Origin of the sequence: Aureispira sp. CCB-QB1, assembly GCF_000724545.1 — a bacterium.
In the GTDB taxonomy this organism is placed as follows: domain Bacteria; phylum Bacteroidota; class Bacteroidia; order Chitinophagales; family Saprospiraceae; genus Aureispira.
The window spans coordinates 194,240-214,113 of the sequence record NZ_JHBV01000030.1; the positions used below are offsets into that span (position 1 = coordinate 194,240).

General features: G+C 35.9%; 15 protein-coding genes. 8 read left to right on the forward strand and 7 right to left on the reverse strand.

All coding sequences use genetic code 11. From position 1 onward, the window contains the following. Window positions 1-163: 163 nt before the first annotated feature. Window positions 164-1,075, forward strand: coding sequence for a TIGR01777 family oxidoreductase (locus tag CG11_RS15260; protein WP_052597649.1), 912 nt, complete (start codon window positions 164-166; stop codon window positions 1,073-1,075). A 92-nt stretch (window positions 1,076-1,167) separates the two neighbouring features. Here CG11_RS15260 and CG11_RS15265 read toward each other — a convergent pair whose 3' ends face one another. The 4 genes from CG11_RS15265 to CG11_RS15280 all read right to left on the reverse strand — a co-directional run bounded on the left by CG11_RS15265 (window position 1,168) and on the right by CG11_RS15280 (window position 7,943). After that, a complete protein-coding gene (locus tag CG11_RS15265; protein WP_052597650.1) occupies window positions 1,168-2,760 on the reverse strand; it encodes a membrane dipeptidase in 1,593 nt (530 codons plus the stop codon). 227 nt (window positions 2,761-2,987) lie between these two features. Further along, on the reverse strand, window positions 2,988-4,754 hold the full coding sequence (locus CG11_RS15270; RefSeq protein ID WP_052597651.1) for a glucosaminidase domain-containing protein: 1,767 nt from the start codon (window positions 4,752-4,754) through the stop codon (window positions 2,988-2,990). 380 nt (window positions 4,755-5,134) lie between these two features. Next, entirely contained in the window at window positions 5,135-6,538 is a 1,404-nt protein-coding gene (locus tag CG11_RS15275; RefSeq protein WP_052597652.1) for a glucosaminidase domain-containing protein, read from the reverse strand. A 766-nt stretch (window positions 6,539-7,304) separates the two neighbouring features. Further along, a complete protein-coding gene (locus CG11_RS15280) occupies window positions 7,305-7,943 on the reverse strand; it encodes an O-methyltransferase (RefSeq protein ID WP_052597653.1) in 639 nt (212 codons plus the stop codon). A gap of 622 nt (window positions 7,944-8,565) precedes the next feature. Between CG11_RS15280 and CG11_RS15285 the strand changes: the two genes are divergently transcribed. From CG11_RS15285 to CG11_RS15300, 4 genes are all read left to right on the forward strand, one after another. After that, on the forward strand, window positions 8,566-10,806 hold the full coding sequence (locus CG11_RS15285; protein WP_052597654.1) for a caspase family protein: 2,241 nt from the start codon (window positions 8,566-8,568) through the stop codon (window positions 10,804-10,806). A gap of 152 nt (window positions 10,807-10,958) precedes the next feature. After that, window positions 10,959-12,395 (forward strand): C1 family peptidase, encoded by a 1,437-nt coding sequence (locus CG11_RS15290; protein ID WP_052597655.1) that lies wholly within the window; start codon window positions 10,959-10,961, stop codon window positions 12,393-12,395. 210 nt (window positions 12,396-12,605) lie between these two features. Beyond that, window positions 12,606-13,106 (forward strand): DUF1622 domain-containing protein, encoded by a 501-nt coding sequence (locus CG11_RS15295; RefSeq protein WP_052597656.1) that lies wholly within the window; start codon window positions 12,606-12,608, stop codon window positions 13,104-13,106. Next, window positions 13,081-13,479: a VanZ family protein gene (locus CG11_RS15300; RefSeq protein ID WP_052597657.1), complete on the forward strand. Its 399-nt coding sequence runs from the start codon at window positions 13,081-13,083 to the stop codon at window positions 13,477-13,479. Before CG11_RS15295 ends, CG11_RS15300 begins: the two co-directional genes overlap by 26 nt. 53 nt (window positions 13,480-13,532) lie before the next feature. Here the strand turns inward: CG11_RS15300 and CG11_RS15305 are convergent, their stop codons facing one another. Continuing rightward, entirely contained in the window at window positions 13,533-13,781 is a 249-nt protein-coding gene (locus CG11_RS15305) for a hypothetical protein (protein ID WP_052597658.1), read from the reverse strand. A gap of 373 nt (window positions 13,782-14,154) precedes the next feature. Between CG11_RS15305 and CG11_RS15310 the strand changes: the two genes are divergently transcribed. Together CG11_RS15310 and pfkA are read left to right on the forward strand one after the other, a co-directional pair. Continuing rightward, the gene (locus CG11_RS15310) at window positions 14,155-15,747 is read left to right on the forward strand and encodes a FlgD immunoglobulin-like domain containing protein (protein WP_052597659.1); all 1,593 of its coding nucleotides are present in this window, start codon (window positions 14,155-14,157) and stop codon (window positions 15,745-15,747) included. A gap of 235 nt (window positions 15,748-15,982) precedes the next feature. Continuing rightward, window positions 15,983-16,957: a 6-phosphofructokinase gene (gene pfkA, locus CG11_RS15315; RefSeq protein ID WP_052597660.1), complete on the forward strand. Its 975-nt coding sequence runs from the start codon at window positions 15,983-15,985 to the stop codon at window positions 16,955-16,957. Between the two features lie 70 nt (window positions 16,958-17,027). On the opposite strand, the gene hmpA is transcribed toward pfkA, so the two are convergent. After that, window positions 17,028-18,236, reverse strand: coding sequence for an NO-inducible flavohemoprotein (gene hmpA / locus CG11_RS15320; RefSeq protein WP_052597661.1), 1,209 nt, complete (start codon window positions 18,234-18,236; stop codon window positions 17,028-17,030). Between the two features lie 112 nt (window positions 18,237-18,348). On the opposite strand from hmpA, the gene CG11_RS15325 reads away from it, so the two are divergent. Beyond that, a complete protein-coding gene (locus CG11_RS15325) occupies window positions 18,349-18,945 on the forward strand; it encodes a Crp/Fnr family transcriptional regulator (RefSeq protein WP_052597662.1) in 597 nt (198 codons plus the stop codon). Window positions 18,946-19,051: 106 nt separating this feature from the next. On the opposite strand, the gene cysQ is transcribed toward CG11_RS15325, so the two are convergent. Then, window positions 19,052-19,834, reverse strand: coding sequence for a 3'(2'),5'-bisphosphate nucleotidase CysQ (gene cysQ, locus CG11_RS15330; protein ID WP_052597663.1), 783 nt, complete (start codon window positions 19,832-19,834; stop codon window positions 19,052-19,054). Window positions 19,835-19,874 lie beyond the last annotated feature (40 nt).

Sequence of the window (19,874 nt, forward strand, 5' to 3'; positions counted from 1 at the left end):
TAACTCATTATTATCATTCTAATAATAAAAAAGTACGTACAAGTGAAAGAGTTTTTATTTCAGTAACAATTCAAACAAATATAATTAATTATTTAGCAATCTCAACAAATAAAATGTCGAATATTGACCTTTTTTTGAGACATATTTTTTTTATATAAATATCATGAAAACCATACTAATTACTGGCGGCACTGGGCTATTAGGAATGCGCATCAGTTTCTTATTGACAGAACAAGGCATGCATGTTCGACATTTGAGCAGAACCGAAAACTTAAAGGCTACTTACCCTGCTTACAAGTGGGATTTAGATGCCCAAACCATTGATCCCAAAGCGTTGGAAAACGTGGATGGTATTATACATTTAGCTGGAGCAGGAATTGCCGATGCTCGTTGGACAAAAAGTAGAAAAAAAGAAATTTTAAAAAGTCGTATCGACTCATCCAGACTATTAACTAAAGCCCTAAGCGAACGCAAGGATCAACCAGAGGTTTTTGTTGCCTGTTCTGCGGTGGGCTACTATGGCAATAGAAAAGAGGAAGTTTTGGATGAAAATGCAAGCTCTGGAACTGGTTTCATGAGTGAAGTATGCGTAAAATGGGAACAATCCGTAGAAGGCATTCGAGCAATGGGAATTCGTACCCCAATCATCCGTGTTGGTATTGTTTTGTCGACACAAGGCGGTGCTCTTCCCAAGCTAAATATGACCTATCCTTTTCGAATCGGCTCTTATTTTGGCAATGGGCAACAATATTATCCTTGGATTCATTTAGATGATATTTGTCAGATTTTTATCAAGGCGTTGCAAAAAGAAACAATGACTGGCATATACAATGGAACGGCTCCTATCCCCACTACCAACAAAAATTTAGCACAAGCATTAGCTAAAGCACACGACCAAAAAACACTCTTGGTTCCTGCCCCTCCTTGTGCCATCAAAATGCTGTTAGGAGAAATGTCAGCAGTTGTCTTAAATAGTACCAGAGCGATACCTCAAGCTTTGCAAAAAATGCAGCATGACTTCCAATTTCCTGATTTGGTTCCTGCTTTGGAAGATTTATTCAAACGAAAAATCTAAACATAGAACAAAATGCTGCTTTTAGAGCTGAAACACACTGTCTGCTAACTAGCGAATCGAGCAGGCAGTCTTTCTCTGTTATAATTGATGATTTACTGCTTCTTTATATTACCAATATGACGGCTAATAAAGTTGTACGCATTTAAACTCATGATTTTACCTGTAATTTCGGTAGGCGTTAAATCAAACATCAACTCTCGAATATCTTCCTCCGAAAACAAATCGTTGATAGATTCTGGGCGCTCTAAAAATCGTTGAATATCGACTGCTAGTTGAGGCAAATCTTCTGCTGTTTGATAAGGATCCAAAGGTTCTACCATTTCATCAAAATCAGAACCAATAGCAATATGATCCCATGCAGCAGCATCGTTAATGGTTTGAATTACCGTCAAAATATTTGCCATCAATAACTTTACACAAGCCTTTCGCTTTTGAACCGTATTGGGTAACGTTTCATTAATTTGCGTCAAAGCTGTTTGTCCCCCTAGCACCGTTTTATCCAAGGTAATACCAATCAAACCTTTGGACAAAAAAATCTTGCCAATATCCTCAAACGATAAGTTTTGCTGCCAGTGGTTTAGATAGTAGTTATTGTTCTTAGAATCTTCATCTTTCTTCTTGTACAATGCATTTCTTTTGGACAAACCGCTAATTCCACAATGACTACAGACAACGGGAATACCATCTCCTAAAATTTCTGATCGTTCTATAGTCTTGTAGTATCTTGTTCTGAACTCCAAGCTCATATGCTTAATATCAATCAATATTCTACGGCCTTTATCTTTAGAGATTAAACGCTCAATTACTTCTACCCCCAGCTTTGTTTCCTTAGCATTCAAGCCTTCAGGCTTAGCATAGATACTCTGTTGTGCTTTATTAAGCGAATTGGCATTCCCTCCAAGACCATTGCTATAACTTTTGGCTAAGGAAATCCAAAGAATAGGAACATCTAAATAAATATCAGATCCATCAATCAAAGGTCGAGAACCTTTCAATCGTTCTACATTTTCCAAAACCAAGGTTTGATATTCTTCTAGGTTCGTAATTTTATCATTGATATAAATAGAATGTCCCAAAGAATGTCCTCCCTCTACGGTTAGTACCATTCCTACCCGATTGTTATCTTGCGCAATTTCTTCTAGTTGTTTTTGGTTTCGAATCAAAGAGAATTGATACTCAAAGCCATTCACCATATATGGTTTATTCTCAAAACGTTCAATAAAGTTAATGTTCTCTACCAAATCTTTGAAGTAGTCAATTTCTTTTCGTCGCAAAAACAATTGGTTCGCATTTACTCCAGAAACACACGAAATTGTTTTTTTCTTATTCTTGTCCGTCAAGGCACTATTTGTTCCGATAAAAGGCTGCTCGATGGGCGACAAGTTCATACATGCAATCCGAGTATTTCCTTTTACCAATGCCTCCAAATGGGATTGAGATTGTTTGGGGACAACCTCGCCTATGTTTTGCATAACCGTCTTAGAACGCTGTTCTTCTGTCCCACATTCGTGAAACATGGGTTCCCACAAACCGTATTGGAGACCAATAGATCGGGAGTTAAATGGCTTTTTACTAGTATTCACGTGAATATCTATAAAAGTCTTGTTTTCATTTTGCCCATTTGTCATTGTCACCAAAAACAGGGAACAAATTGTACCAACTATAAAGGTTCTATAATTCTTCATCCTGAAAGGATATTTTTTGTAAAATTCCTAGAAATTATTTCAAGCAATTCTTGATCATTTGACCAAAAACAAATGTGTTTTCTATTTTAGTAGACGTCTAATGAACATTTAAGTCATCGTTAGTTACGCTGCTACTACGTGGTTTCAACAAACCATTGTTATACAGAAGCCTGCTTTCTCTTATTCTAACATCATTCCAAGCCAACAAACAACCTTTGTTTTATCAATTATTTAACAGGAATTTTTAGAACACTGCCTACATTCAATACTGTACTTGTCAAATTATTAGCTTGCTGAATAGATTCAACAGAAACTTTATAATTTTTATGCAATCGATAAAGCGTTTCTCCTTTTTGAACTACATGTGTAATGAATCGAGTTGTTGTCGGAGTAGTCACCGTTGTAGTTGTAGAAGTGGTTGTATTTCCTTTTTGATAATCTTTTGTACTGCCATAATTAGAACTATTCCCTGTACTGTTTCCATTATAAACGGTTGTTGGCTTTGTCGTTGTATTTGATGTTGTATTTGTCGTTGTATTATGGTCAGAATTATTGGTATTGGTTGTTCCTTTTGTTGTTGTTGTTGTTGTTGTTGTACTAGGAAACAACGCATCTGGATTCGTCCTATTTCCAGATGTATGTGTATGTGTTGAGTTAGAACCGTTAGAGGTAGGACGAGGACGTCTAATAACTGTGTTGGTTGAACTTGACCCTGTATTATTTGTTGTAGAGCTTCCCCCAGCACTTATGTTAACATTCAAAAACTCTTTGTCTTTAGATTTTGATGTATTAATTTTGGTGGTGTCTGCATATACCGTATTATCGTATGTAGGCGTATTGATAACAATATCCTGTGGTTTAGGACGCTCTACTTTTGGAACAACGACCTTTGTAGGCAATTTAGTCGTTGATTTAACAGGCGACTTCAATTTTTTAGCTTTTTCATCATCAATATAAGGCGATGGTAATAAATCCACATGGTTTTTAGGTCTCAGCTTAGGTTTTGTCAACGCTTTCTCTTTGAGTAAGATTAACTCCCCATTTTCAGGTTCCTCTCCTTTCTCAAGCAAGTTCATCTCCAACAAACTAGACAATTTAATTCCAAACTCTTGGGCAATCTCATACATTGTAATATCTTTTTCTACTCGATAAAACGTCTCCTCTCCCTTATAAACCGAGCGCTTGGGTTGAATATAAGCTGGTTGATAATCCAGTAAATTATCACCATCTTCCAAATCATTAAACTTCAAAAAACGCTTATAAGGAATACCAAATCTTTTGGCTACAGCCAACGCAGACTCTCCTTTTCTAGAAATAGCATAAGTAGCCCCATTGATTCTATAAAAACCTGGTTTATAAGACTTAAAGAAAAAAGATCTAGGTTTGGTTCTATGTTTTCCTGAAGATGCGTAAATCGGCAAATTTTTAATCCCTTTAACATTAGAAGTATCATAGGTCAAGATACCCGTTGCCTTATCATATTCTGCTAATTTATACTTTTCGATGGTCTTGATCAACTTATCAGGATACTTGGGATCAGTTGCATAACCTGCTTTTTTTAATCCTTTAGCCCAACGCTTATAATCACTTCTATCGTAATCAAATAGAAAAGCATAATGCTTCCGATTTAATAAAAAATCGGTATGATCTACATAAGAATCATCGGCAGAGACATATACCCTAAAACAAGATTTGCGTGCTTCGTCGTCCCATTTGTATTCTTTTTTGCCTTCCCAATCGCTAGTACACTTGATACCAAAGTGGTTGTTTGCCGACTTTGCCAAACGACTATTGCCATAGGCAGATTCATGAATCCCCTGCGCTAGTGTAATGCTAGCAGGAATTCCACTCCGTTCCATTTCTTGGATTGCAATATCCTTATATTTGCTAATATACTCGTCAACAGTTAACTCTCCTTTGTCCAAATTTTGCGCAAAAAGGAAGTTGGATAAACTCGCTAAAATAGCCAGTATAAAATATGTGTTTCGTTGCATGCAATTGATAGGTTTCACCTAATAATAATAGCCCATGAATAGTGGTGTTTCTCTTGGATTAATCTCCAAACTACTCAATAAATGCTAATGGTTTAAAATCAAAAATGGTTGCTTTTAACAGGTTGCTAATCATTAAATTTGATAACAATAAGTATCATTGTAAACTACATTATAATGCCTGTACGAAGCAACACGATAAAAAAATTCCCACAAAATGGCATCTTTTTATAAAAAAATAGAGCTTACGAGCTTAATTTTTATAAAAATAGAACGTTTTACTCATCCTATACAGGTATTTCAGTTTAGTTAAAAATATAAAAAAAAGATGCAAAACTATAGTTTTGCATCTTTTTCTTATGATTGTTATAGTTTATTCTAGACTACTTTCCTCTAGTTCCTCCGCCACCAAACTTAGAATCAAAGTTGTTTTGAGTAGGAGTTTCTTTTAATTTAGGTTGTTTTTCACTCGTCTTGTTCAAAAAGATAAACTCACCTGATTTTGGCTCGTCTCCTTTCTTCAAATGGTTGCGTTGGTACAATTTAGAAGCTTTAATTCCATAACGTTGAGAAATTGTATGGATGGTTTCTCCTATAGCTACTTGATGAGGTGCTGTTTGATTTTTCACGTAATTTGCTTTAGGCTCAATAAAAACATAATACCCATCTGGCAAATCAGAATCATTTTCCAAATCGTTGTATCTCAACAAATCTTTGAATGAAATATTATATTCTTCAGCAATCTCAAATAGATTTCTATCTTTTGAAGCAATAGTAGCTTTTCGTCCACTTTGATAAAAAATACCTTCGTTGTTCATTTGGCGAACAGGGAAAACGCGCACTTGATTTTTTGGAGTGCCATCAGCATTAAAATATCCCATCAAAGGGTCAGATTTAATCATATCTTGCTGAATATTTTCCACTCGCTGTAATCTACGCTGTAGATTGGCAATCATATCGTATTGCACCGCAAGATTATTATCTAAGATAGATATTTTCTCATTGAGTTGTCTTCTTAGATCCTCTTGCTTGACCTTAAGATTAGTTACTTCTTGTTGTTTAGCACTCAAACATTCTTTTAATTCCAACTTGTACAACTCTGTTTGAGATAGAATAGACTCTAAGGTTTGAATTCTTCTTTTGAGCGCATGCAAATCTTCTTTATATTCTAACTCTTCTGTAGAATTATTAAATGCTAAAATTGTATTGGTATGTTTATCGTATTTATTTAGGTTATAATTTTCTATTGTTGTCATGAGCTTATTAGCATAAGAAGGATCTGTTGCATAACCACCTTTTAATAAGCCTTCTGCCCAAAATTTGTAATCAGTCGTATTAGCTAGGAATAATTCGGAATAGTTAGATCGGGACGCCAAAAAATCAGAATGATCGGCATAAGATTCCTCTACCGTTCCATAAGAACGAAAACAAGACTTACGAGCAATCATAGAACCATTTGCATTCTCGCTACTTCTGTGTGTATACGTCTCCCCAACCCATCCTTTGTGGCATTTGATACCAAAATGATTATTTGCATGCTTCGCCAATTCACTTGTTCCATATCCAGACTCCAACATGCCTTGGGCTAATGTAATACTTGCAGGAATAGAGGTTCGTTCCATTTCTGCAACTGCCAAACTATAGTGTTCTTTGATGTATTTCTCCGCAAGAGGAGCGTAATCTTCCGAGGTTAACAATTTTGTCGAAGTGATTGGGGTGCTACCAACAACAACATTGTTAACAAGCAATAGGGGGATTGCTAATAATAAAATTGGTCTTAATGTCATCCTGAATAATATTTTGCTAAGTTCGTCTACAAAACTAAAGAAGTTTTGCGTAATCAGAAAAAAATACGCCTTTATATTTTGTCAAAGCGCAAAAAAACCAATTAAAAATCAGGCTTTAAGGAGAAAATCCCTTAAAAAAGCTCTCAATTGATTTTTCTTTTTTATTCAAACCAACACTACTTAAAAGTTAGGAATAAGTGTTTGATTTGAAAAATAAAGGTTGTGAGTATACCCTTTCCATGCAAAATTAGAGCAAATATATATATTAGTTAAAGTAATTCCAAGCGATCCGAAGAAATTATTTTATTTTTTTATTATAATAGTACCCTATATGATTTTCCAAAACTTAGTTTTTGAGTGTTTTCTTGATGCATAGTGTTTCTTGGTACACATCAAAGCTTTTGATAATTTAAACTAGTTTTTTCAACATCCAATATATAGAAATATAGTACATTAAACAAAAATGCTACTCTATTTTGCTGTATAAAACTTTATACTCTACTAAATACAAAAAATTAAGTGTGATTGTTGTCTGTTTCCTAAAAAACACCCAAAATTAACAATTAAGAGTTAATTAGATATTAGTGAACTAGAAACAAAACCTTCTATTTATCAATCAATTAACATAATAATACAAATAAAAAATTCAAAATTCAAATTTTGTATACGTTGAAAATTTGAACAGAGCTTTGTTCCCTAAATGCTAAGGACAACAACAACGCCAATGGGGGGTACCAATAACTACTCTATTCTATGATTCTGTTACTCAAACTACCTCTATTAGCATGAGTCCGTCTCGCAGGGGAAGCAAGACATTATTTACACGAGGATCATCGGTTACTTTTTGATTAAAAAGTGCCAAAGCACTAGCTCTTTTTTCTCGACTACCTTCTGGAACTTTTCCATGCCACAACACATTATCAGCAATAATAACAGCACCCGATTTTAAGTTGGGTAACAATAAATCATAGTAATTGCTATAATTGATTTTATCAGCATCCAAAAAGACGAGATCCCAATTTTCGTTTAATTGTGGAATAATCTGCATAGCATCTCCTTGATGTTGTTGAATAGAACTTGCCAATCCAGATTCTTGTATAAATTGAGTTGCAATAGTCTCCAATTCTTCATTAACATCAATGGTATGCAACATTCCTCCTTCCTCTAGACCTTGTGCCAAACAAATAGCAGAATACCCCGTATAAGTACCAATTTCCAAGATTCTCTTGGGCTTTTTCATTCGACTAAAAAAAGCTAAAAACTGACCTTGCAAATAACCAGAGAGCATTTGTGGGCGCATCACTTCCAAATGTGTTTTGCGTTCCAATCTATCTAATACGTCCGATTCATATACTTTAGTATGCTGTTGAGCATATTCTTCAATATATTCTGGTGTCATTTTCATTGATTCAATTTACTTTTTATATTTTTAGCACCCCAATTTTATTTATTTGTGAGTGTTTTCTACTTTTTAAACGACTATAATTATAAACTCAACAAAGCAAAGTTTAACATATTTAGAGTTAAACAGTAACAAAATTCACTTTTTTTTTATTAAAAAGAATCATTCTTTGAGCATAAAAGCATAATAAATCTAACTCAAAGAAAGTTTATTTTAGAGTACAGTCGTCTCAATTTTCATGAACACCTATTCCCTCTTTTTTTATTTCTGTTTTGGGCAAATTGCATACCAAACACATGTTGATGCAAGCAGGATTTTTGAGTATTTAGACAAAGTACTTGATTGTCCAATAACGTTCAATGGTTTATAAAAAACAGGTTGGCATAGTTCTAGATTATTGTATACTTAAAATAAACTTCGTGCGATTCATTTTTAGTAGTTCGTTGATGAACTACCTACAGTACTGTTTCGTAATAGTTCGTGACACACATGACTATTGCCATTTTGACAAAGTACTATATTTTATTTTAAATAGAATTCTCACGAAACACTGATGTAGGATAACTGGGAATTATTCTAATGTTTTAATCTTGTTTCTTTTTTTTCAGCAAAATATCGGTCCTCTATGAAAACGAAACTTTTTTTGATACTCCAAGTCTTTTTTCTTTTAGAATTAACGACATCAATACAAGCACAAAACAATACTTGGTGTGCGGTTATGATGGAAGGCAATTATGCCCAAACTTATGACAACAATCCTGAATTTCCTGCTGCATTTATCAAAACTCAATGGAATAAAGGGCAATACATTACCGACCTTACTTACAGCAAGGGAGAATGGTATGTTGTAACAAGTGCTACGTCCTACTCACAACAAGCTTATTACAAAGACAAAAAATTTCCAGGAGATTGGGTAGAAAAAAAATGGAAAGAAGGATTTGACATTACCAAAGTAGCTTATGGTTCCGATGTATGGGTAGTGGTCATGTCCAAAGGAGCTGGTTTGACTAACGAAAGCTGGGGCAAACGAGGAAACTTTGAAGGAATAAAGGAGTTTATTTTAGGAAAATGGAATGACGGAAAAGATATTATTGATATTTCATTTGGAAATGGAGAATGGGTTGCTGTATTAGCTAAAGGCGCTGATTATCACAAACAAGTTTACAATTGGGGCAGCCAGTTCCCGACGGATTGGGTGAATGCCAAATATAAAGAAGGAAAACACATCACCTCCTTGGCTTATGGAGAAGGGCTTTGGGTGGTTGTTATGTCTGAATATAGTAACAACAAAAGCGAGCGATACATCGTCTCTTCTGAATTCCCTAAGGATTTTGTACAATATCAATGGGATAATAAAAAACGCATCAAAGCTATTCTCTTTAATTACGAACGAGATTTAACCAAGTCCTTTGATGAGTATTTTAATGCTGGATTAGCTGCAGCAAACAAAAACAATCAAGATCTTGCGATTTATTATTATACAGAAGCCCTAAAAATAAATCCCAACCACGCAACTGCTTACAACAATAGAGCATGGGCAAAATATTTAAATGGTCAATGCTTGGGTGCCTTAGGAGATGTGAATAAATCTATTAACTTATCCCCTACTGAATATAGTTATCATACTCGTGGAGCTATTTATAATTGCTTAGGTCGTTGTAGAGAAGCTTTGAGTGATTTTAATGCTACTATCAATGTCACTAATAATAAAAAGGGATACTATTATGCAGATCGTGCCAAGGCTAGAGTTTGTTTAGGTAATATCGAAGATGCTATTGCGGACTATGACAAAGCAATAGCATTGGATGCTAGCAATAGCTCTAGCTATCGCACAGAAAAAGCTAAACTAGTCAAAAAACAAGGAGAACAAGAAAAACCTACCATCACTTGGGATTATCCTTATAATGCTTTTGTATCTAGCACAGAACCTACTTATAATGTCAAAGCCTGCATTCATTCTAATGTCGAAATCAAAAGCATTCAATTGTATTTAAATGGTCAAACCTTTACTTCTAGAGGTTTTGGAGTTGATACGGACTGTACTGAAAGTGTGAATGAGTCGGTTAAGTTACAAAATGGAAAAAATGAGTTGGAGATTGTTGTTGAAACGCCTTACACAACCGTACGTTCTGAAAAACGTATTATTGAGTACAAATCTAGTGGCGGTGGTCATTATCACGCTCTATTAATTGGTGTTGAAAACTATGATGATTTTGCCATCAATGACTTAGAAAAACCTATTGATGATTGTCAAGCACTAGAAAGCACCTTGGTAAATGACTATACCTTTGAAAAAAACGATGTGCATGTTTTAAAAAATCCAACCAAGGAGCAAATTTTAGAGAAATTAATCTACCTACAAGAACGCTTGACAAAACAAGATCAACTACTCATCTTTTACTCAGGGCATGGGGTAGTCAAAAACGAAATTGGTTATTGGTTGCCATCGGATGCTAAAAAAGATAATCGTCTAAAATGGTTCTCTAATTCTGAACTAAGAGATTATGTCAACAGTATTCAAACTCAACATACCTTAGTAATTGCTGATGCTTGTTTCAGTGGTTCTATTTTTACAGGAGGCTATCGAGATGTCACCGAATTTGCCTGTGCGGAAATGGAAAAAATTCCTAGTCGTCGTGCCATGACAAGTGGTGCCAATACGGTGGTTCCTGACAACAGCGTCTTTTTCAAATATTTGCTAAAAAAACTAAGAGAAAACAATACCAGTTGCTTGTCCGCTGAAACGCTTTATTCCAAAGTAAAACCAGCAGTCATTTACAACAGTCCAAACAATCATATTCCTCAATTTGGAGTAATGCCACAAACTGGCGATGAAGGAGGAAACTTTATTTTTAGAAAACGATAATTTGGCTTTAAGTTTGCCTATTATATAAATAATGGAGTTGTTGGGCTTATTCATATAGTTAGCTGCGCTCACGAAGCACCACGAAGTAGCAGCGTAGCTAACTACTAGCTATAGCTCCTCTATTTATAAAAACGAATAGAACACATAATACAATGAGAGACAAGGTAGCATTAATCGGAATTGGTATTTTACTGAGTGTTCATGCTTGGGCACAACCCGAAAACTTTAAATTTGGAATGGGCATTCCTGAGGGTCCTGACGCAGAGTATGACAATTTGCCTATCAAAGCAAAATTGACAAACGAAAGCTATAGAGCTGTAGACACAAAAGCATCCTTAGAAAAATATGCTCCTACAGCAAAAAGCCAAGGTCAATATGGTACTTGTACGGCTTGGGCAGCTGGTTATTGCGGTCGAACGATTTTAGAAGCACAACGACAAGGGTGGGAATCGCAATCTAAGATTGATGAGCATGCTTTTTCACCTGGTTTTATCTATCGAGTTACTACTCCTAAAACTAGTTGTAATGGGGCATTTGTATCTGAATGTGTCAAAAACATCCAAACAATTGGGATTCCAAAGTTAAGTGATTATGATGAAGATTGTCCACAGACAGCCATTCCCAAAAGTGTTTACAAAAAGGCAGAACCTTATAAAATGACAGGCTATGCGACCTTATGGAATACCGCCAATCCTCTAACAGAAAAAGCACGGGTGCAAGCTCTCAAAAAAAGTATTGATGAAGGCAACCCTGTTGTTATTGCCATGTATGTTCCCAACTCTTTTTGTTATAGCAAGGGACCTACTTGGATAAAGAAAAGTACTGATATTGCTGATGGTAATCAAGGACATGCCCACGGTCGCCATGCTATGTGCCTTATTGGTTATGATGATGAACAAGATGGTGGGGCTTTTAGAGTTCAGAACAGTTGGGGACCTGCTTGGGCTGACAATGGCTTTATTTGGGTAAAGTATGAAGATGCTGCTGAGTTTATTTATCAAGCAGTAGAAATGTTCAAAATGCCTTCTATTGCCAAAAAGGATGAAAAAAATAAATTGGCAGGTTCTCTACAATTAGTCGAAAATACAGGACAAGAAATGAAAGCCAGTTTAAAGGGGGGAAATTATTATGAAATGAATAAGGCGTATCGTTCTGGTACTCGCTTTAGAATTTACTTAAACAACAATCAACCAGCCTATGTTTATGCTTTAGGTTCTGATAATAGTAATAAGATTTATCAAGTATTTCCCCATAAAAAGGGCGTTAGTCCTGCCTTGAATTATAGCAAAAATAGTGTTCCGATTCCTAGTGAAACACAACACGTTCGTATGGACGGCAATGTTGGCACCGACTACCTTTGTGTGATTTACTCCAAACTGCCTTTGAATTTGGAAGACATCAAAAAATCAATCAGTAGACAAAGTAGTCGCTATAGCTTCCAAGAAAAAGTACAACGGGTTTTAGGTAGTCAATTAATGTCAGGCGATGAAATAGTTTATAATGCTCAAGATGGTAAAATGAGCTTCAAAGCAGAAGCAACAGGAAAATCTATTGCTACTTTATTTGTGCAATTGGAACACATTGACTAAAGAGCTTTCCATACAAACAGAATAATTTAAGCGTCTAAGAGATATTCGTTCTTAGACGCTTATTATTTTTGTTATGAGTCCATACAATTTAATCTAAGCCCCTCTACTAAAAGTCATCTCATTTTTTTTGACACTTTACTTTTAATTCTTACGCCCTATTTATATCTTGCATCCTATATCACATTATACCACAAACATCAAAAATCGACAATGAAAACCTTTCGTCCAATTTTCATTTTTATCGTTGCTTTATGCACACTACTTCCTGTTTTTTTATTTGGGCAACATATTGAACCACCAACCCACCAAGCCGATGGACATCACAACAGTCTTATTTTTGAGATTTTAGAATGGGTAGAATTTATAGTCGACTTAGTTGGGATTACAATTCTAATCGTTGGCTTTATCAAAGGGATTTTGGTTTTCATAAAATGGGAAATTGACAATCTTAAAGGGGGCGACATCTACGATGACATCATGGCACTTCGCAGTACATTGGGTTGGTACATCATACTTTCTTTAGATTTCTTAATTATTTCTGACATTCTCCACTCTGTCATCAAACCAGAATTTAATGATTTGGTAAACTTAGGTATCATTGTTATTCTTAGAACATCTATAGGATATTTCTTAGGTCGTGAGTTGATGGAATTACGACACGCCGAACAAGAAGAAAAACGCCTTCATGAAGCCGAAAACTCAAACCATTAGACATATTTCATTGAGATTCATTCCTGTTGTAGGCTTCTTTTTATTTCTAATTTGGATTATTGTTGATGCCGATTTAGGAACTCAAAACTTTTTTGTGAATTTTGCTCATAGCATCCCTTTAGGAGATAAAATAGGGCACCTGTGCATATTTGGTAGCTTGACATTATTGTTCAATTATGCCCTTCGCTGTACCACTATTCAGTTATTTGGATTTAACGTTTTAAAAGGGAGTTTTGGGGTTTTAATCTTTGCATTAGTAGAAGAAGCCTCGCAGCTGTTCTTTCCCACTAGAACATTTGATAGCCTAGACATCCTCAGCGATATCATAGGCATCTTAATGGCTTCTATTCTTGTAGAACGTTTTAATCGTTAACAATCAATCCCCTTGCAGCTTCTTCTTACCTTATAAGAAAGATGTCACCACTCCTACTTCACCATTCCTTTAGGAAACAAAGAAGTTCTCCCGCGTTTAGCAGCTTTAGGACTCAAAGCAGCTTTTTTTCGTGCCTCAATATCTGCCTTGTTATTTTCTTTAGCACGAGCAGCATTGTTGGGATTGTACCCATAATCTTTTGTGTTGTGCACACTATTGTACGCAGGACAGGCAGGTCCTTGGTTACAAGCAGAAAAAGATAACATTCCAAACAACAAGAAGCACAGAGCAAGTAATTTCATAATAAAATAATTATAATATTTAATTAGTAGGCTAACATCAGTCCGCTTAAAAATTGTATTCATTGAATCATACAAGATGATTGACTTCATCAGATCGCTTTGCTTAATTTGCTGCGCTGCTTCTGTGTGATTTCAACAGAGTAATGTTTAATTAAAGTTACAAAAAAAAAGCTAGAACCCACAATTAGTATACGATCAACCTAAGTAATTGTTGTTCTTACCATTGAGAATAACATCTTTTTAACAGCTAATATTAAACCTTTTGAGGTTTCAAGGTCTAAGCTTTTAACTTTTAAGGCTTGCTATTTCGTGTTTAAAATTGTAATTTAATAGTTTGAATCCGAACTTACCTCACCAAACAACATTATGCTTTATGAAAAAAAGTTACTTACTTATAAGCCTTTTACTCCTATTAACAGGACAATCTATGGCACAAACCTATGCCGATGATGTCGCTCAAATTATCTTTGACAACTGTACGTCATGCCATCATGCAGGAGGAATTGCACCATTCTCATTAATGACTTACTCGGATGTCTTTGGCATGGCATCTTCGATCCAAACAGAAGTAAACAATGGCAATATGCCTCCTTGGTCTCCAGATGATAATTATTCGGAGTTTGCGCATGCACGAAGTCTTACTTCTGCTGAAATTGCTACAATTAATAATTGGGTCAATGCTGGCGCACCACAAGGAAATCCACAAAACACGCCCGCTGCCCCAGTATACAATCCTAACAACTGGCAATTGGGCACACCAGATATGAGTGTCCGCATTCCTGATTATGTGAGTAAAGCCACCTTTGGAAATGACGATTATGTTTGTTTTTCGATTCCAACCAATTGGTCTACTTCTGAAACCATCCAAGCAATTGAAGTCATCCCTGGCAATGCTTCTATCGTACATCATGTCTTAGTTTACATCGATGCCAACAATACTTATGGGACAGATACAAGCAGCCATAATTGCGGTGGTCCTACTAATTTGCCTTTGATAGCAGGATTTGCGCCAGGTAGTTCTCCTGCTCAATTTCCAAACACTGCAAATCTTAAAATGGGAATTAATTTACCCGCCAATTCAAGAATTATATTTGCAATGCACTATCCCGAAGGTAGCCAAGGAATACTAGACAGTACCCGCATCAACTTTCACTTCTACCCACAAGGAACAAGTGGTGTTCGCCAAGTTACCGCCAACCCCGTTTTATCCGATTATTCTTTTAGCATCAATGCCAATACTGTAGATAGCGTAGATGCTTGGTTCCCTCCAGGTGGCAACTTGCCAATGTCTACCAATTTATCTTTATTCAGTATTTTCCCTCATGCCCATCTATTAGGGCAAAGCTTTATTGTTTATGCTGTTAATCACTCCCCTCCATACGACAGAATTCCATTAATTCACATTCCAAAATGGGACTTTGATTGGCAAGGCTTTTATGTGTTCAAATACCTACAAAAACTACCTGTAGGCTACAAATTATATGGGAAAGCCATTTATGACAATACAACCAATAACCCATTTAACCCCAACAATCCTCCTCAAAATATAAGTTTTGGGTTAAATACAACAGATGAAATGTTTTTGGTCTACTTTCAGTATATGAATTATCAACAAGGAGATGAGTTGATTAATATTGATAGTTTGCTACAATTGCAAACACCAACAGGAACAGAACCTATTGCAATCAATGAAGGAGGATTGTTTTTAACCTCTTACCCCAACCCATCTAATGACTTGACAATGCTTCAGTATTATTTGCAACACACAACAGACATCTCTTTAGGCATTTATGACTTACAAGGAAAATTGGTAAAGCAACTGATTGTAGGAAATACCCTCAAAGGGGAACATTACACCTCTTGGGATGGCACCAATGATGCTGGAACCAAGGTACCTACAGGCATTTATATTAGCCAACTCCAAGTCAATGGAAAAACGATCACGAATAAGATCATAAGGAATTAAATCAATTGTCCCCACAATATTTTTTTTCAAAAGCTGCTCTGATTTCTCAGGGTAGCTTTTGTAATAATGTGCGCTTTTTTCTTAATTTAAATTATCTATTAGGCAAATGTCTATCATACACCCTAAACTTATCTAACAAAAAAAATGTTATCCATTTGTTTTTCTAACAATAACTAGCTGTGCTGTTATTGTTACAATCCTTCAAAAAATAAAAATCTAACTAACCTAAATTTATATGAAAAAAATAGCCGTTTTTACTTCTGGAGGCGATGCTCCTGGAATGAATGCCTGTATTCGTGCCGTTGTTCGTGCTGCCATTCATTATAACATCGAAGTGGTCGGCATTCGCAGAGGCTACAAAGGCATGATTAACGATGATTTTATTCCAATGAATTCCAAATCTGTAAGCTATATCTTGCACAAAGGAGGAACCATTTTAGGTTCTGCTCGGAGCGATGAGTTTAGAACCGCTATGGGACGAAAAAAAGCCTATAACAACCTAAAAAAACATGGTATTGACGGAATTGTTGCTATTGGTGGCGATGGAACGTTTACAGGAGCCAATATATTTATGCAAGAATATCCCGATATCGCCATAGTAGGGACGCCAGGAACAATTGACAACGATCTGTACGGAACCGATTTTACGATAGGTTACGATACCGCAATCAATACCGCTATGGAAGCTATTGATAAAATCAAAGATACTGCCGACTCTCACGACCGATTGTTTTTTGTAGAAGTAATGGGACGTGATGTTGGGTTTATTGCTGCTCGTGCAGGAATTGCAGCAGGTGCCAAAGCCATTCTTATTCCTGAAAGTAAAACCAACATTGATGAATTGGTTCAACAACTACTAGACAATGCAGCCAAGAAGAAGTTGTCAAATATTGTGGTGGTTGCAGAGGGGGATGATGAAGGAGGTGCTTTAGAAATTTCTAAAAAAGTAAAAGCTCAAACAGATATTTTTGATATTCGTGTTACCATTTTGGGGCATATGCAACGTGGGGGCTCTCCCACTTGTATGGACCGGGTTTTGGCAAGTAGAGTTGGCGTTGCTGCTGTAGAAGCACTCAAAAAAGGGCAAAAAGGAGTTATGTTAGGGCAATTGCACCGAGAAATTCACGCTACTCCTTTTGAAAAAGCAATTAAACACCACAAGAAAATGAGCACTGTTTTGGAAGATTTATCCAAAATTTTAGCTTTTTAAAGAATAAGCCTTGCTCCTTAATTTCTGAGCAAGGCTTTGTTTTTTTATTAATATACGAATACTTTTTGCTCTAAATATTAGCTGCTTCTAACTCTTCTGCTGGACCGAAAAACTCATAATGAATATTCTCTGCCTCAATCCCCCAATTGTCTAACAGCTGAAGTGTCTTGGCCATAAATGGTGTAGGTCCGCAGAAATAAATAGCACTCTCTTTCAAATTTGGAATAGATGCCAAAATGCTCATATCTAAGTAACCTTTATGGTCAAAATCTTTCCCTAGTTCATCCGTCGCCAAAGGCTGATCATACACCAATACTGTATTTACTTTCTTGCTCTTTCCTGCTTCAATTTCGCCGCCAAAAGCACGCACGTCACTGTTCAAAGCACACTGAACCAAAGTAACAGTTCTATCTGTTTGGCGAGTCAAATAATGATACATACTCATTAAAGGGGTAATCCCCACTCCACCAGCAATCAATACAACAGGCTTTTCTTCTGCTTGGAGCACAAATTCACCAGAAGGCATTCCGATACTCAATGTGGCTCCTTCCTCTATATGATCGTGCAAATAAACAGAAGCAATTCCGTCTGGAGTTCCCGTTTCCTTCTTCACGCTAATTCTCAAATAATCCTTGCAATTACAATCTGACAAACTATAATTTCGAGTATGTAAGTGATCTGTACCAGGAATATTTAGAGTTAATCCAATATATTGACCAGGTAAAAATTTAGGGACGGTCGTTCCATCTTTGCGTTGTAAATAAAATGAAGTCACAACAGCACTTTCTTTTACTTTTTTGATTACTACAAAGTCTTCCTGACCTCTAAATCCTCCTTTATCTTGCGCTCTATTCGCATACAAGTCTTCTTCTCTATTAATCAAAATATCAGCCAAAGCCTGATAAGCCTCTGCCCAAGCATTGACAATTTCAGGAGTGGCAGCCTCTCCTAGTACTTCTCCTATTGCAGCCAATAAATTTTCACCAACAATAGGATACATATCTGGTGTGATATACAAACTAGCATGTTTTTGAGCGATTGACTCTACTGCTCCCCCCAATACCTCTAATTGATCAATATACTTAGCATACATAAAAATCGCATTAGCCAGTACTTTTGGCTGTGATCCTTTCTTTTGATGCGTCATGTTAAAGATATTCTTTAGTTCTGGATGTCTAGCAAACATACGCTTATAAAAGACTTTTGTAATAGATTCTCCGTGTTCTGCTAATACTGGCGCTGTTGATTTTACGATTTCTATCGTTTTATCTGCAATCATTTCTCTTATTTTTATATACGATGATTTTCATCATAATTATTAAATTGTCCTTATACTTGCAAATATACTTCAAGTGTTAGGAGAAAACTTATGATTCAAATCATATAGAACAATGATAGATCAACAGATTTTACAACAATACCCGTTTAAAATAATCAATTATAAAAAAGGAGCCTATATATTTGAAAAAGGCAATACCCCAAGGTATTACTTCCAAATTATTTCAGGCGGAATTAAAATGAGCTATTACAACGATAAAGGCAATGAGTTTATACAAGGGATTTTTGGCAAGAATAAAAGTTTTGGAGAACCTCCTTTGATTGCCAATTTGAAATACCCTGCCAATGCTATTGCTCTAAGCAAATCTTCTATCATTCAAATCCCTAAAAGCAGTTTTGAGCAACTACTAACCGACCACCACTCGATCCACTTAAACATTACCAAAATGCTTTCCAAACGTCTATACTTTAAAGCAGTGATGGCAAATGGGATTACCTCCAACTCGGCAGAGGAAGCAATCATTTCTTTATTCAACTACATCAAATTTAATGTCTATAACCAAACAGAAGATTTTAGTTGTCGAATCGATTTGACACGCAAGAACATTGCAGGATTGACAGGCTTAACTACCGAAACGACGATTCGAAAAATAAAAGAAATGGAAAGTCAAGCTCGTCTAAAGATTATTGATGGAAAAGTGTATTATTAACTAGTATTTCTAAAAAAGCATACTACACAAACTACTTTCGAGTACTTTGTGTAGTATTTATAATTTATAGCATTTCAATAATCCTCTGGGAGAGAAAATACTTTTCCTACTCTTCCAAATTTGCATAAGCAACAAAGTAAGGATTGAGCATATTCTCTTTGTTGTAAACAACTGGATCGGTTGTATTATACTGCAATACCTTGCCTCCTGCTTCTTCCAAAACAATTTGAGCCGCCGCTGTATCCCACTCCATGGTAGGAGCTACACGAGGATATAAGTGTGCTTTTCCTGTTGCTAATAACAAAAACTTAAGCGAACTCCCTTTAGAAACCATATTAGGTTCGTCCAACGCCTCTATGAATGCCTTTGTTTCATCATTTAAGTGCGAACGAGAACAAACCACATTGATTCCTTTGTCCTTCATAGTAAATGTAGGGGCTTGGATTTGTTGCGTTTGGCCATCTTTTTTCAAAAATGCACCATCACCAATAGAAGCCCAATACAATTCGTCGAGCACAGGAGCATATACAATTCCCATGACTACTTTGCCAGCATGAACCAAAGCAATATTTACCGTAAACTCACCATTGCGTTTGATAAATTCCTTTGTACCGTCCAAGGGATCTACCAACCAATAATACTCGTATTGGCTACGTTCTGCATAAGCCACCGCCTTATTTTCTTCAGAAATAATAGGATACTGTATTGGCAATGCCTCTAGCCCTTTGCAAATAACGGCATTAGAAGCTTGATCAGCAGCTGTTAGAGGAGAGTCGTCTGCTTTTTTGATAATTTCGATTCCTTCGCAGTCTTTATAAATTTCCAAAATAGCCGCTCCTGCATCAACAGCAATATCACATAAGGCAGGAATTAATTCTTTATAAGTCATTATTCTTTTTATAGTTTTAATTTTAAGCAATTTATGCTCT

Coding starts and splice junctions, on each gene's coding strand:
- CG11_RS15275 (WP_052597652.1), bottom strand. CDS start 6,538: ATGACATTAAGACCAATTTTATTATTAGCAATCCCCCTATTGCTTGTT.
- CG11_RS15260 (WP_052597649.1), top strand. CDS start 164: ATGAAAACCATACTAATTACTGGCGGCACTGGGCTATTAGGAATGCGC.
- CG11_RS15310 (WP_052597659.1), top strand. CDS start 14,155: ATGAAAAAAAGTTACTTACTTATAAGCCTTTTACTCCTATTAACAGGA.
- cysQ (WP_052597663.1), bottom strand. CDS start 19,834: ATGACTTATAAAGAATTAATTCCTGCCTTATGTGATATTGCTGTTGAT.
- pfkA (WP_052597660.1), top strand. CDS start 15,983: ATGAAAAAAATAGCCGTTTTTACTTCTGGAGGCGATGCTCCTGGAATG.
- CG11_RS15295 (WP_052597656.1), top strand. CDS start 12,606: ATGAAAACCTTTCGTCCAATTTTCATTTTTATCGTTGCTTTATGCACA.
- CG11_RS15290 (WP_052597655.1), top strand. CDS start 10,959: ATGAGAGACAAGGTAGCATTAATCGGAATTGGTATTTTACTGAGTGTT.
- CG11_RS15285 (WP_052597654.1), top strand. CDS start 8,566: ATGAAAACGAAACTTTTTTTGATACTCCAAGTCTTTTTTCTTTTAGAA.
- CG11_RS15325 (WP_052597662.1), top strand. CDS start 18,349: ATGATAGATCAACAGATTTTACAACAATACCCGTTTAAAATAATCAAT.
- CG11_RS15280 (WP_052597653.1), bottom strand. CDS start 7,943: ATGAAAATGACACCAGAATATATTGAAGAATATGCTCAACAGCATACT.
- CG11_RS15305 (WP_052597658.1), bottom strand. CDS start 13,781: ATGAAATTACTTGCTCTGTGCTTCTTGTTGTTTGGAATGTTATCTTTT.
- hmpA (WP_052597661.1), bottom strand. CDS start 18,236: ATGATTGCAGATAAAACGATAGAAATCGTAAAATCAACAGCGCCAGTA.
- CG11_RS15265 (WP_052597650.1), bottom strand. CDS start 2,760: ATGAAGAATTATAGAACCTTTATAGTTGGTACAATTTGTTCCCTGTTT.
- CG11_RS15300 (WP_052597657.1), top strand. CDS start 13,081: ATGAAGCCGAAAACTCAAACCATTAGACATATTTCATTGAGATTCATT.
- CG11_RS15270 (WP_052597651.1), bottom strand. CDS start 4,754: ATGCAACGAAACACATATTTTATACTGGCTATTTTAGCGAGTTTATCC.